General features: G+C 63.4%; 11 protein-coding genes. 9 read left to right on the top strand and 2 right to left on the bottom strand.

Annotated features, from left to right (window positions below; translation table 11 throughout):
• The first annotated feature begins 22 nt into the window (after window positions 1-22).
• The 6 genes from NHH88_27940 (at window position 23) to NHH88_27915 (ending at window position 8460) form a co-directional block, all read left to right on the top strand.
• Window positions 23-1420, top strand: a complete 1398-nt coding sequence (locus NHH88_27940) for an NAD(P)-dependent oxidoreductase (GenBank protein ID USX13445.1) — start codon at window positions 23-25, stop codon at window positions 1418-1420.
• Window positions 1420-2706 carry an NAD-dependent dihydropyrimidine dehydrogenase subunit PreA gene (gene preA, locus NHH88_27935; GenBank protein USX13444.1) on the top strand — a complete coding sequence of 429 codons (1287 nt, stop codon included), beginning with the start codon at window positions 1420-1422 and terminating at the stop codon, window positions 2704-2706. The genes NHH88_27940 and preA overlap by 1 nt, the downstream gene beginning before the upstream one ends.
• 145 nt (window positions 2707-2851) lie before the next feature.
• Window positions 2852-4336: an NCS1 family nucleobase:cation symporter-1 gene (locus NHH88_27930; GenBank protein USX13443.1), complete on the top strand. Its 1485-nt coding sequence runs from the start codon at window positions 2852-2854 to the stop codon at window positions 4334-4336.
• A gap of 34 nt (window positions 4337-4370) precedes the next feature.
• On the top strand, window positions 4371-5765 hold the full coding sequence (hydA, locus tag NHH88_27925; GenBank protein ID USX13442.1) for a dihydropyrimidinase: 1395 nt from the start codon (window positions 4371-4373) through the stop codon (window positions 5763-5765).
• A gap of 18 nt (window positions 5766-5783) precedes the next feature.
• Window positions 5784-7019, top strand: coding sequence for a Zn-dependent hydrolase (locus NHH88_27920; GenBank protein USX13441.1), 1236 nt, complete (start codon window positions 5784-5786; stop codon window positions 7017-7019).
• Between the two features lie 55 nt (window positions 7020-7074).
• Window positions 7075-8460 carry a tetratricopeptide repeat-containing glycosyltransferase family protein gene (locus NHH88_27915; GenBank protein ID USX13440.1) on the top strand — a complete coding sequence of 462 codons (1386 nt, stop codon included), beginning with the start codon at window positions 7075-7077 and terminating at the stop codon, window positions 8458-8460.
• A 78-nt stretch (window positions 8461-8538) separates the two neighbouring features.
• Here the strand turns inward: NHH88_27915 and NHH88_27910 are convergent, their stop codons facing one another.
• Window positions 8539-10308, bottom strand: coding sequence for an allantoate amidohydrolase (locus NHH88_27910; protein USX13439.1), 1770 nt, complete (start codon window positions 10306-10308; stop codon window positions 8539-8541).
• 103 nt (window positions 10309-10411) lie between these two features.
• Window positions 10412-11350: a LysR substrate-binding domain-containing protein gene (locus tag NHH88_27905; protein ID USX13438.1), complete on the bottom strand. Its 939-nt coding sequence runs from the start codon at window positions 11348-11350 to the stop codon at window positions 10412-10414.
• 126 nt (window positions 11351-11476) lie between these two features.
• On the opposite strand from NHH88_27905, the gene NHH88_27900 reads away from it, so the two are divergent.
• From NHH88_27900 to NHH88_27890, 3 genes are read left to right on the top strand one after another with little or no spacing between them, the layout of a single operon-like run.
• On the top strand, window positions 11477-12694 hold the full coding sequence (locus tag NHH88_27900; protein USX13437.1) for a urate hydroxylase PuuD: 1218 nt from the start codon (window positions 11477-11479) through the stop codon (window positions 12692-12694).
• Window positions 12695-12705: 11 nt separating this feature from the next.
• Window positions 12706-13935 (top strand): ArgE/DapE family deacylase, encoded by a 1230-nt coding sequence (locus NHH88_27895; GenBank protein USX13436.1) that lies wholly within the window; start codon window positions 12706-12708, stop codon window positions 13933-13935.
• A 16-nt stretch (window positions 13936-13951) separates the two neighbouring features.
• The gene (locus NHH88_27890; GenBank protein ID USX13435.1) at window positions 13952-14398 is read left to right on the top strand and encodes a thioesterase family protein; all 447 of its coding nucleotides are present in this window, start codon (window positions 13952-13954) and stop codon (window positions 14396-14398) included.
• The last annotated feature ends 43 nt before the right edge of the window (window positions 14399-14441 follow it).

Raw genomic sequence — 14441 nt, 5'->3', positions numbered from 1 at the left:
GAGCCATTAGCCAGGAAAATGAATGATGATCGAATCCCTGAAATACATGCCGCATCCGAAGGAAGCCAATGCGGCGCTGGCGGAACACTTCACCGATCTCGCGCCGGCACTCAACGCGCGCAAGGCCGCGATCGAGAGTTCGCGCTGCCTGTACTGCTACGACGCGCCGTGCACCCGCATCTGTCCGTCGGACATCGACGTCGCGAGCTTCATCCGCAATATCCACGACGGTAACGTCAACGGCGCGGCGGTCGGCATCCTCAAGCAGAATATTCTGGGCGGCAGTTGCGCGCGCGTGTGTCCGACCGAGATCCTGTGCGAAGACGCCTGCGTGCGCAATCACGACGCCGAAGGCCAGCCGGTGAAAATCGGCCTGCTGCAGCGCTACGCCATCGACAACATGTCGCTCGACGAGCATCCATTCAAACGCTTCCCGTCGACCGGCAGGAAGATCGCCGTCGTCGGCGCCGGTCCGGCGGGCCTGTCGTGCGCGCACCGCTTGGCGATGTTGGGCAACGACGTGGTGATCTTCGAGGCGCGCGAGAAATCGGGCGGCCTCAATGAATACGGCATCGCCAAGTACAAGCTGACCGATAATTTCGCGCAGAAGGAGGTCGACTTCCTGCTGGCGATAGGTGGCATCGAGATCCGTCACGGCCAGACCCTGGGCGGCAACGTGCAGCTGAAGGACCTTCATACGCAGTACGACGCGGTGTTCCTCGGCCTGGGCCTCGGCGCCAGCAAGCAGCTTGGTTTGACCGGCGAGGACGCTCCGGGACTGCTGGCCGCCGTCGACTACATCGCGGCGCTGCGCCAGGCGGACGATTTGAGCCAGTTGCCGCTGCCAGCGCGCGCCATCGTCATCGGTGCCGGCAACACCGCCATCGACATGGCCGTGCAAATCCAGCGCCTCGGCGCCGAGGAGGTCACCTTGGTGTACCGGCGCGGCTTCGAGGCGATGAGCGCCACCGAACACGAACAGCACATCGCCAAGGAAAACCAGGTGCGCATGCGCACCTGGGCGCAACCGCAGCAGGTGCTGCTGGACGAAGCGGGCCGCGTGCGCGGCATGCGCTTCGAGAAAACCGCCATGGTCGACGGCCGCTTCGGCGGCACGGGAGAGACCTTCGAGATCGCGGCCGACGCCATCTTCAAGGCCATCGGCCAGAGCATGGACGAAACGGGCATCAGTGATCCACTGGCGAAAACGCTGAAACGCGACGGCGAAAAAATCCACGTCGACGATCGGTTCCGCACGGTGCTGCCGGGTATCTACGCCGGTGGCGACTGTGTGGCGCCGGGCCAGGATCTGACCGTGCAGGCGGTCCAGCATGGCAAGCTGGCGGCGCACGCGATCCATGAGGACCTGAAATCAATGACGGCATCAATAACCGCTGCACCGAAAGTGGAGGCTGCATAATGGCTGACCTGAGCATAGAATTCTGCGGCATCAAGTCGATCAATCCATTCTGGCTTGCCTCCGCGCCGCCGACCGACAAAGCCTACAACGTGGTGCGCGCCTTCGAGGCGGGATGGGGCGGCGTGGTGTGGAAGACGCTCGGCGAAGATCCTGCCGCCGTCAACGTCTCGTCGCGCTACTCTGCGCACTACGGCAAGAACCGCGAAGTCCTCGGCTTCAACAACATCGAGTTGATCACTGACCGCTCTCTGGACATCAACCTGCGCGAGATCACGCAGGTGAAAAAGGATTGGCCCGACCGCGTGATCATCGTCTCGCTGATGCTGCCGTGCGAGGAGAAGCTGTGGGCAGATATCCTTCCGCTGGTGGAAGCGACCGGCGCCGACGGCATTGAACTGAATTTCGGCTGCCCACACGGCATGCCGGAGCGCGGCATGGGCGCGGCGGTGGGCCAGGTTCCCGAGTACGTCGAGATGGTCACGCGTTGGTGCAAGACGCACAGCAAGCTGCCGGTGATCGTCAAGCTCACGCCGAACATCACCGACGTGCGCGCGCCGGCACGCGCCGCCAAGGCCGGCGGCGCCGACGCTGTCTCGCTGATCAACACCATCAACTCGATCACGCACCTCGATCTGGACCAGATGGTGGCGTTCCCCGTCGTCGGTGGCGCCAGCACGCACGGCGGCTACTGCGGCTCGGCCGTCAAGCCGATCGCGCTGAACATGGTGGCCGAAATCGCGCGCGATCCGGCCACCAAGGGCTTGCCGATCTCCGGCATCGGCGGCATCGGCAACTGGCGCGACGCGGCGGAATTCATGGCGCTCGGTTCCGGCTGCGTGCAAGTCTGCACTGCGGCCATGCTGCATGGCTTCCGCATCGTCGAGGAGATGAAGGACGGCCTGTCGCGCTGGATGGACGAGAAGGGCTACACGAGCGTCAGCCAGTTCGTCGGCAAGGCGGTGCCGAACACCACCGACTGGAAGTACCTGGACATGAACTATCAGGTCATCGCGCAGATCAACCAGGACGACTGCATCAAGTGCGGCCGCTGTTACGTGGCGTGCGAGGATACGTCGCACCAGTCGATCGCGCAGCTGATCGACGCCGCCGGCGTGCGCACCTATGAGGTGATCAAGGAGGAGTGCGTCGGCTGCAACCTGTGCGAGATCACCTGCCCGGTGCAGGGCTGCATCACGATGGTGCCGCAGGAGACCGGCAAGCCTTACATGAACTGGACGCAGGACCCGCGCAACCCGCGCGCCGAGAAGGTCGCCGAGACGGTGTGAGTGGACGCGGCACCCACCCCCAGGCAAAAAGGGGTCGTACCCCAAGGGGTACGACCCCGGCGGAGCGCAGTGCGGGTAGGTGCCGGCATCAAGGTACGGAACTTGCAGTGGTAAGAGCATACGATCAACCCTTGGAGAACGCCCCGTGAGCAAAGAACTCTCTGGCAGCACGCAACTCTGGAACGAAGACCTCGCGCCGACCACCGAAGCGCAGCGCACCTGGCGCTGGTATCACTTTGCGGCGCTGTGGGTCGGCATGGTGATGTGCATTCCGGCGTACACGCTGTCGGCGAGTTTGATCGAAGGAGGCATGTCCGGTTACCAGGCCGTGCTGACGGTGTTCATCGCCAACGCCATCGTTTTACTGCCGATGCTGTTGATCGGCCACGCCGGCACCAAGTACGGCATCCCGTACGCGGTGCTGGCACGCGCCTCGTTCGGCACTTCCGGCGCACGTCTGCCGGCCCTGATGCGCGCCATCGTCGCCTGCGGCTGGTACGGCATCCAGACCTGGTTCGGCGGCTCGATGATCTACACGCTGCTCGGCGTGATGATGGGCGGCGAAATCGGCGGCGCCAAACTCGGCTTCCTCGGCATCAATGGCGCGCAGCTGCTTTGCTTCATGGCTTTCTGGGCCATCCAGTTCTGGTACATCGTGCACGGCATGGACGCGATCCGCAAGCTTGAGACCTACACCGCGCCGCTGAAGATCGCCATCTGCTTCGTGCTGCTGGCATGGGTGCACAACAAGGCCGGCGGCTTCGGCGACCTGCTGTCGGCGCCTTCGCAATTTGTCGCCGGCGGCAAGAAGGAAGGTCAGTTCTGGTCCGTGTTCTGGCCTTCGCTGACGGCGATGGTGGGCTTCTGGGCCACTTTGGCGTTGAACATTCCCGACTTCACCCGCTTCGCCAAATCCCAACGCGACCAGGTCATCGGTCAATCGGTCGGCCTGCCGGTGCCTATGGGGCTGCTGGCGGCGATGGCGGTGATCGTCACTTCGGCCACCGTCGTCCTGTATGGTAAAGCGATCTGGGACCCGGTCGATCTGGCGAGCCGCATGACCGGCATCGCGGTGCTGGTTGCTTTGCTGATCCTGTTGATCGATACCGTCTCGGTCAACCTGGCGGCCAATCTGGTCGGGCCGGCGTATGATTTCTCGGCGCTCTCGCCCAAACAGATCTCCTACAAGACCGGCGGCTACATCACCGCCGGCATCGCGATCCTCATGATGCCGTGGAAGATACTCGAATCGACGCAGGGCTACGTCTTCACCTGGTTGATCGGCTATTCGGCGCTGCTCGGCCCCATCGCCGGCATCCTGATCATCGATTACTACATGGTGCGCAAGACCGAACTGCATGTGGCGGAGCTGTATCGGGAGGACGGCGTCTACTCGTATGGCAACGGCTGGAACATGGCCGCGCTGGTGGCCTTCGCGGTGGGCGTGGCGCCGAATATCCCGGGCTTCCTCAACGCCGCCTTCCCGGCGTCGTTCCCCGACGTGGGTGTGGGTTTCAAAACCATTTATACCTACGCATGGTTCGTCGGAATCGTGATCTCCGCAATCGTGTATGGGGTTATGATGAAGGGGAAGACGGTGCCTGCGGTGAGGGCGCCCGCCCACCCCTAAGATTCATAAGACTCACAGGATTCAGGAGATGTAAATGACTACTATCATCCGCGGCGGTACCGTCGTCAACGCCGACCGCGCCTTTCGTGCCGATGTGCTGTGCTATGGCGACAAAATCGTCGCCGTCGGCGAAAATCTGGAAGCGCCGGCATCGGCGCGCGTGATCGACGCCACCGGGCAGTATGTGATGCCGGGCGGGATAGATCCGCACACCCATATGAACCTGCCCTTCATGGGCACCGTCACCCAGGATGACTTTTATACAGGCACCGCCGCCGGCCTGGCCGGTGGCACCACCACCATCATCGACTTCGTGATCCCGGCGCCCGGGCAGAACCTGATCGAAGCCTATCACCAGTGGCGCGGCTGGGCGCAGAAGTCCGCCGGCGATTACACCTTCCACGTGGCGATCACTTGGTGGGACGAGACGGTGCACCGCGATATGGAAATCCTGGTGCGCGACCATGGCGTCAACAGCTTCAAGCACTTCATGGCGTACAAGAACGCCATCATGGCCGACGACGAAACGCTGGTGAAGAGCTTCCGCCGCTCGCTGGAGCTGGGCGCCATTCCGACCGTGCACGCGGAGAACGGCGAACTGGTTTATCAGTTGCAGCAGGATTTGCTGAAGAAGGGCCTGACCGGACCGAGTTCACATCCGTTGTCGCGCCCTCCGGCGGTGGAGGCGGAAGCGGCCAACCGCGCCATCGCCATCGCCAATGTGCTCAACACGCCGGTCTACATCGTGCACGTGTCCTGCGCCGAATCGCTGGAGGCGATCACGCGCGCCCGCGCCAACGGCCAGCGGGTGTATGGCGAGGCGCTGGCCGGCCATCTGATCATCGACGACAGCGTCTATCAAAGCGACGATCTGGAATACGCGGCGGCCCACGTCATGAGTCCACCGTTTCGCAGCAAGCAGCACCAGGCCGCGTTGTGGCATGGTCTGCAAGGCGGCAACCTGCACACCACCGCCACCGACCACTGCACCTTCTGCGCGGAGCAGAAGGCCGCCGGCAAGGACGACTTCACCAAGATTCCGAACGGCTGCGGCGGCGTCGAGGACCGCATGTCGGTGATCTGGGACGCGGGTGTGAACAGCGGGATGCTGACGCCATCGGAATTCGTCAAGGTCACGTCGACCAACGCCGCGCAGATTTTCAATATCTACCCGCGCAAAGGGCTGATCGCGGTGGGCTCCGACGCCGACATCGTCGTCTGGGACCCGGAAGGCACCCGCACGATTTCGTCGCTGACCCAGTTCGCCAAGGGCGGCTTCAATGTCTTCGAGGGCCGCACCGTGCGTGGCATCCCCAGCACCACGCTGGCCGCAGGTAACGTCGTGTTCCATCGCGGCGTGCTGATGGCGGTGGAGGGGGCCGGCCGCCACATCGATCGTCCCGCGTTCAAAGCCACGTCGGCGCGTTAATCAAACAGGAGCAGGGTTATGAGTGAAATGCGCATCAATGGCGACCGTCTGTGGGCGGCGCTGATGGAATTGGCCCAGATTGGCGCCACGCCCAAGGGCGGCGTCAAACGCCTGGCGTTGACGGACCTGGACAAACAGGGGCGCGACCTGGTGGTCGGCTGGGCAAAGGATGCCGGCATGTCGATCACGATCGACCAGATCGGCAACGTCTTCATGCGCCGCGACGGCACCAACAACGCGCTGCCGCCGATTATGACCGGCAGCCATATCGACACCCAGCCCACCGGCGGCAAGTTCGACGGCAATTACGGCGTGCTGGCCGGCCTCGAGGTTGTGCGCACCTTGAACGATTTGAAGATCAAGACAGAGGCGCCGGTCGAGGTCGCCTTCTGGACCAACGAAGAAGGCTCGCGCTTCGTTCCGGTGATGATGGGCTCCGGCGTGTTCTGCGGCGCCTTCAGCCTGGAGACGGCCTACGCCGCCAAGGACACGGAGGGCAAGACGGTGGGCGAGGAACTGGCGCGCATCGGTTACAAGGGCGAGCAGGTGCCGGGCCAGCATCCGATCGGCGCCTACTTCGAGACTCATATAGAACAAGGTCCGGTGCTGGAGGATGCCGACAAGGTGATCGGCGTGGTGCCGGCCGTGATGGGCCTTTCGTGGTACGACTGCGTGGTCAGCGGCATGGAGGCGCACGCGGGCCCTACGCCGATGGGACTGCGCAAGGACGCCCTACAGGTGTCGACCCGCATCATGCAGGAAGTGGTGGCCATCGCCAACCGCTATCCACCGTACGGTCGCGGCACCGTCGGTATGGTGCAGGTGTTCCCGAACAGCCGCAACGTGATTCCGGGCGAAGTCAAATTCAGTATCGACCTCCGCAACGTGAACGACGAACTGCTCAACACCATGCACGAGGAGATGCTGGCCTTTATCGACAAGACCCGCGCCGGAAGCGGCTTGGGGATTTCGATCGAGCGCGTGTCCTACTATCCGCCATGCCCGTTCCATCCGGACTGCGTGGACGCGGTGCGCAACGCCACCGCCAAACTGGGATATTCGACGATGGACGTCGTCTCGGGCGCCGGCCACGATGCGATCTATGCGGCGCGCCTGGCGCCGTCGGGCATGATCTTCGTGCCATGCAAGGACGGCATCAGCCACAACGAGATCGAGGACGCCAAGTCCGAACATCTGGAAGCTGGCTGCAACGTGCTGCTGCACGCCATGCTGGAGCGCGCCCGGATCGTCTAGGCGGTCGCAAACACGGGGATGGTATGCTTTTGTTTTTGCACAGGCTTCCTCCCCGATGTACACAGACCCACAGCAAGCCTACCTCGATGGCAACCGGCGCATGGCCGTCGGCGACGCCCTCGGCGCCGAAGAGTGCTTTTGGCAGGCGATAGCGCTGCAGCGGGAGCATGCGGGCGCGCGCGCCAATCTCGGCTACCTCAAAGAGCTGCGCGGGGAGCTACTGGAGGCCGAGTTCCACTATCTGCATGCCATCGCGCTGCTGCCTGATAACGCCCAGCTTTATCAAAATCTCGGGGTGCTTCTTCAGAAGGCCAAACGCTTCGATGAGTCGGAGGCTGCAGCGCGCATGGCGCTCGATATCTCGCCTGAATCGCCATCGGCGTGGAATCAGCTGGGCGTGTTGCTGGCGTGCGTGAAGCGCGAACAGGAGGCCGAGGCGTGCTACCGGCACGCGCTGGAGCTGGACGAGGACTATCCGAAGGCGCAGTTCAATCTCGCATACCTCCTGCTGCGGCAAGGTCGGTTTGCCGAGGGCTGGCCGCTGCTGGAGTCGCGCTGGCACTTCGATAGCCTTGCGCAGCCGTTCAATTGTCCGCCATGGGAAGGCGAGGCGCTGTCAGGCAAATCGGTGGTGATTGTGTCCGAGGCCGGGCAGGGTGACATGATCCATTTCAGCCGCTATGCCGCTATGTTGAAGAGTGCGGGGGCCGTGCGCGTCGCGGTGGCATGCCCTCCGGCGTTGCGACGCCTGATGGCGGGGCTGGAGGGTGTCGATGAAGTTTACGTCCAGCAGGGCGCGATGCCCGGCAGCGGTTGGGATTTCTGGACGCATCCAATGCGGCTGCCGGCGTTGTTCGGCACTGACTTCTCCAGCATCCCTTCTGCGCCGTATATAAGTCCCGACCCGGAGTCGGTGCGTTACTGGGCCGGCATGCTGCCTCAAAAAGGATTGCGGGTAGGTCTGGCGTGGAAAGGCAATCCGCAGTTCGAGAACGATGGCGAACGTTCGCTGCCTTCATTGCACACGCTAGCGCCGCTGGCCGATATCTCTCACGAAGGAACCCTGCATTTCGTCAGCCTGCAAAAGGGGGATAGCGAGGCGGAGGCGTTGACGCCGCCGGCGGGGATGGTGCTGCAAGCGATCGCGCCGCGCCTGCAGGATTTTGCCGATACGGCCGGCGTCATCGCCAATCTGGATCTGGTGATCAGTGTCGATACGGCCGTGGCGCATCTGGCGGGCGCGCTGGGCAAGCCGTGCTGGCTGCTGCTGCCGGATCACCGCTGCGACTGGCGCTGGCTGACGGAACGCAGCGACACGCCATGGTATCCGTCGATGCGGTTGTTCCGCCAACCGTTAGGCGGCGCCTGGGCCACGGTGATCGCGGAAGTGGCGTCGGAACTGCGGCTCAGGTCCACCTCGGATACACGTAGGGCGGATTAGCGCGAAGCGCGTAATCGGCCATCCATGAGCCGCCGACAAAGCATGCATGGCCGATTACGGCGTTCCGCCTAATCCGCCCTACGTGGAACCGTAGCTCCGCAAAAAATCCAACAATACCTGCGCCGCGATATCGGCATCATCTGCCGTCATCGTCTCCAGCGGATTATGGCTGATGCCACCGTTACCGCAGCGCGTGAACAGCATGGCCACATCCGTGATCGCCGCCATCGCCATCGCATCGTGCCCGGCACCGGACAGCAAATCAAAACGCGGCAAACCTGCCCGCTCGATCGCCGCCCCCAACTGGTCCATCAAACGCGGCGCACACGGCGCCGCCGCCGCATCGACTATCCGCTGCAAGCTGAATTCCACTTGCCGCCGCGCGCAGATCTCCGCGATACCATCCAGCACATCCTTCACGGCTGCCTGCCGCACCGCATCGTCGGCCGCGCGGATGTCCAGCGACAGCTTGCACGCGCCTGGCACCACGTTGACCGAACCACCCGGCACCTGCAACTGCCCGACCGTTCCAACCAGCGCCACTCCCTGGCCGCAACGCCGCTCCACCAGCAGCACGATCTCCGCCGCCGCTGCCGCCGCGTCCTTACGCATCGTCATCGGCGTGGTGCCCGCGTGGCTAGCGAGTCCTGTCAACTCGACCAGGTAACGCGAGCTGCCGGCGATGGCAGTCACCACGCCCAGCGCCAGGTCGCGCTCCAGCAGCACCGGCCCCTGCTCGATATGCACTTCAACAAAACCAAGCAACTGCGCCGGATCGCGCGCGATCGCGGGAATGCGCGACACGTCATGACCGGCGGCCAGCAGCGCGTCGCGCATGGCGATGCCATCGGCGTCGGTCTGATCCAGCAGCGACAGGTCGAAGCGGCCCGTCACCGCGTTACTGCCCAGGAAAGTGCTCTTGAAGCGCACCCCTTCCTCCTCGGCGAAACCGACGATCTCGAAGTGATACGGCAGCTTCTCGCCGCGCTGGTGCAGATGGCGCACAATGGCGATCGGCAGCAGGATGCCGAGCCGGCCGTCGTATTTGCCGCCATTGCGCACGGTGTCGTAGTGCGACCCGGTCATCAGCGTCTTCGCGCCCGGAACGTCGGAGCGGTAGACGCCGACGACATTGCCGACATCGTCGATATGCGCCTCCATGCCGCCTTCGCGCATCCACTCCGCCAGTTGCGCGGCGGTGCGGCGGTGGGCCGGCGTCATGTAGGCGCAGGTCAGGTCGAAGTCGGCGTCGCCGCTGTCGTCCGCGTCGCTCCAGGCGCCGATGACTTCCGACCACTGCATGATGGCCGGGCCGAAGTCCAAGGTCACTCCCAGCAGGTCGTTCAGGCGGATTTCCGCGATGCGTTTAATCTGGCGCAGGCACTCGGCGATTTCGTCGGCGCGCTGGTTCTTCAAGCGACGCGTGAAGGTGGCGATGATGTGGCGCCGCGTCAGTCCCTGTCCGTCCGGGCCTTTGACCGCCAGGATGAACGGGAAGCCGAATTTGGCGTTGTAGTCGGCGTTGAGGCGGTGCAGCGTGGCGAATTCCTCGGCGCTGCACAGGTGCAGCCCGGATTTGGCCTGTTCGCTGGTCGATTCGGCGGTCAGCTGGCCGGCGACGGCCGCTTTGCCGGCCAGCTCCGGGTGTTCGCGGATCAAACCCAGTTGCTCGTCCAGGGTGGCGGCGCTGACCACGTCCTGTAACGCAAGCTTGAGCGCCGTGGCGTTAGCGAACGGCCGCAGCGCCGCCGCCCGCTGCGGTATCCAGGGGGAGTGCTCGTAGATGCCGCGCAAATGCTCGACGAAGGTGGCGGCGTCGCAGCTGTTTAAATCGGAGAGTGTGGTCATGGCGTGGTATCCGGTATCGAACCCTTATCATAACCTCGTCGGCGGTCGCGCGATATACGCGGTATGCCGTAAGATGTATATCGTACGGCGTACCTCGCGCGGCTTACTTCTGGATCAGCGCCTTGGCAGCGGCGGAGACCTGCTCGCGCAGCCATTTGTGCTCGGGCGCCTGGTGCACGCGTTCGTGCCACAGCTGGTAGAAGCGCATCGACGGGAATTTAACCGGCACCGTGTAGGTTTTCAGCGCCATCTGTTTTTCGTAGTAGCGGACGAACTGGCGGCCGGTGGTCAGCACCAGGTCCGTCTGGGTCAGCATGTAGGGGATCAGGCCGAAATAGGCCGATTCGACGACGACGTTGCGCTGCAGGTCCTGGCGCTCGAGATAATCATCGATGACCCCATGGTAGCCGGGCAGGATCTGGGTCGGCGCGACGTGGGGCAGGGCCAGGTACTCGCTGAGCGTCATGGCGTCGCTGGCGGTGCGCAGGGCGTAGGGGCAGTCGGCGCGCATCACGCAGATGATCGGGTCCTCGAACAGTTTGGACATGTGCAGGTGCTCGGGCGGCTCGTCCCAGTTGGCGATGACCAGGTCCATGTCGCCGTCCGACAGCAGGCGCACGTAGTCGACGCCCGGTCCCAGGCTATGGATTTTCACCCGGCTATTGGGCGAACCGCGTCGCAGCAGCGCCACCAGGTTGGGCAGGAACTGGCTGTCCAGATAGTCCGGCGCCGCGATGTGGAAGGTGCGTGCCTCCTCCTGCGGGACGAAGGGGGACTTCTTGAGGAACAGGTTTTCGGTCTCGTCGAGGATGCGCTTGGCCGGGATCAGCAGGCTTTCGCCGTGCTGGGTGGGTACCATGCCGCGTGCGCCGCGTACCAGCAGCGGATCGCCGGTCAACTCGCGCAGCTTGCGCAGCGAGGCGGAGATCGACGGCTGCGGTTGATTCAGTTTGAGCGCGACGCGGGAGACGTTTTTCTCCACCAGCAGCAGGTAGAGGATGCGGATCAGGTGGAGGTCCAGATGTTGCGGCAGGGCGGCCATGAACTATGCTTGATTGAGAGGGTTATACGGAAATCGATATGTTTAATATACTCCAATCTTCATGTGGCCGGTATCAAATCCGTTTATCTTCTGTAAATTAGCCACATCCTTGACCGGAAAGAATCCATGGAATTATTCGCCTATCTGATCCCGTACGGCCTTGAGTGGCTGAACCTGATCGTCCGCTGGCTGCACGTCATCACCGGCATCGCCTGGATCGGCGCCTCGTTCTACTTTGTCTGGCTGGATAACTCGATCCGCCCGCCCGCGCCGGGATCGGAACTGGCAAAGAAGGGCGTCTCGGGCGAACTGTGGGCGGTGCACGGCGGCGGCTTCTATAACCCGCAAAAATACCTGGTCGCCCCGGCGGAACTGCCGAAGGAACTGCACTGGTTTAAATGGGAAGCCTATTCCACCTGGCTGTCCGGCATTGCGTTGCTGACCATCGCCTACTACTTCAACGCCCAGGCGATGATGATCGATAAATCGGTCGCCGACATCAGCAGCCTGCAGGCGATCGGCATCGGCGTCGGCACTCTGGTCGTCGGCTGGACGGTCTACGATTTGCTGTGCCGCTCCCCGCTGGGCAAGCATGACCTGTGGTTCGGCATCGTGGTGTTTGTGCTGATCGTGGCGGCGGCGTTTGGGCTCACACATGTGCTGAGCGGGCGCGCCGCCTATATCCATGTCGGCGCGCTGATAGGCACCATCATGGTCGGCAATGTGCTGATGCTGATTATCCCTGGCCAGCGCAAGATGGTCGAGGCCATGTCGGCCGGCCGCATGCCCGATCCCGTCCACGGGCAGAAGGCCAAGCAGCGCAGCGTCCACAATAACTACTTCACGTTGCCGGTGCTGTTTATCATGATCAGTAACCACTACGCGATGACTTATCGTCACGATCACGCGTGGCTGGTGCTGGCCTTTATCATGGCGGCCGGCGTTTTCATCCGCCATTTCTTCAATCTGCGCCACAAGGGCCGCGTCGAGTGGCGCTATCCCGCGATCGGCGTCGCGCTGCTGGCCGCCGTGGCCGTGGCGATCGCGCCGCCTCGTCCTGTGGCGGTGGCGCCGGCGGCCGATCCGGCGGCGGAATTCGCCAAAGTGAAGGCCATCATCGAGCATCGCTGCGCGTCCTGCCACGCCGAACGGCCGACGCAACCCGGCTTCGCGGCAGCGCCTTTGGGGGTAATGCTTGAGAACGAGGCCGAAATCCATCAAAATGCCGAGAAAATCTATAAGCAGACGGTCCAGCTCAAAGCCATGCCGTTGGCGAACCTGACCCAAATGACCGATGCCGAACGGGCGCAAATCGCCGCCTGGTACGAAGCCGGCGCAAAATAAAGGAAGCGACTATGAGCGGCACCAAGGAACAACTGGCCAAATGGATCGATGACCATTTCGACGAGGAGGTCGGCGTTTTGCAGCAGTTGTTGCGCGTGCCGACCGACACCCCGCCCGGCAACAACGCGCCGCACGCGGACATGGTGGCCGATCTGGTCAAGGCCTACGGCTGGAGCGCCGAGAAGCACGCGGTGCCGCAGCAGGTGGTGCGCGACTACGGCATGGAGACGATCACCAACCTGATCGTGCGCCGTCCTTACCAAGCGGGCGGTCCGACCGTGGCGCTCAACGCCCACGGCGACGTGGTCCCGCCGGGCGACAACTGGAACTATCCACCCTACGGCGGCGTGGTGGAAAACGGCTTTATTTACGGGCGCGCCGCCGCCGTCTCCAAGTGCGACTTCGCCACCTACATCTTCGCCACTCGCGCGCTGGAAGCGCTGGGCGTTCCGCTCAAGGGCGGCCTGGAACTGCATTTCACTTATGACGAGGAATTCGGCGGCCTGCTCGGCCCCGGATGGCTGCTGGAGCAAAAGCTGACCAAGCCCGATTACGTCATCGCGGCGGGCTTCAGCTACAACATCGTCACCGCGCACAACGCCTGCCTGCAACTGGAGATCACCGTCAACGGCAAATCGGGCCACGGCGCAATGCCGGAAACCGGGCACGATGCGCTGCAGGCGGCGACGAAAATCCTCAACGCCATTTACGACCAGCTGCCGGAGCTGAAGAAGATCAAGTCCAAGATCGCCGGCATCGACTCGCCCACCATGCTGGTGGGCCGCATTGACGGCGGCACCAACACCAACGTCGTTCCGGGCAAGGTGGTGCTGAAGATGGACCGCCGCATGATTCCGGAAGAGGAGCCGGAGCAGGTCGAGGCGCAGGTGCGCGCGATGATCGAAAACGCCGTGCGCGGCATTCCCGGCATCAGCCTGGAGATCAAGCGCCTGCTGCTGTCGCACGCGCTGCGCGAGCAGCCGGGAACGGAAAAGCTGGTCGCCAGCCTGCAGCAAAACGCCCAGACCTACATCGGCGAGCTGATTCCGGCGCAGGGCACGCCCTTGTACGCGGACGCGCGCCTGTACGGCGAGCACGGTATCCCGGCGGTGCTGTACGGCGCCGGTCCGCGCACCGTGCCGGAGTCGAACGCCAAGAAGGCCGACGAACGCCTCAACCTCGAGGACCTGCGCAAGGCCACCAAGGTGGTCGCGGCAACCCTGTTAGACTTCCTGGGTTGATACAGGGAGATTTGTCATGTTTGAAAAGAAGTTGATGGCGGGTTGGGGCGATATGGACTTCAACAGCCATATGCGCAATACGGCGTTCATGGACAAGGCGGGCGATGTCCGCATGATGTTCCTGTCGGAGCATGGCTTTTCGATGAGTGAGTTGATGCGCCTTAAAATCGGCCCGGTGGTGATGAAGGACGAAATCGCGTACTTCAAGGAGGTCATGCTGCTCGACGAGATCACCGTGACCCTGGGCGTGGCCGGACTGGCGCCGGACGGCAGCCGCTGGCAGTTGCGCAGCGACGTGATACGCCCGGACGGCAAGCTGGCCGCGCGCATCACCAGCACCGGCGGCTGGCTCGACCTGAACGCCCGCAAGCTGATCGCGCCGCCGGCCGCCTTGCTGGCGACCTGGCAGATACTGGCCCGCACGGAAGACTTCCAGGAACTTAATTCCAGCATCAAATCATAGCGATAAAGGCCCCGGAGCCGGAAGTGGTGTAGCGCACGGCTGC

The sequence above is a fragment of the Oxalobacteraceae bacterium OTU3CAMAD1 genome, from assembly GCA_024123915.1.
Taxonomy (GTDB): Bacteria; Pseudomonadota; Gammaproteobacteria; order Burkholderiales; family Burkholderiaceae_D; genus Rugamonas.
This window is presented reverse-complemented; position numbering and strand designations above follow the sequence as displayed.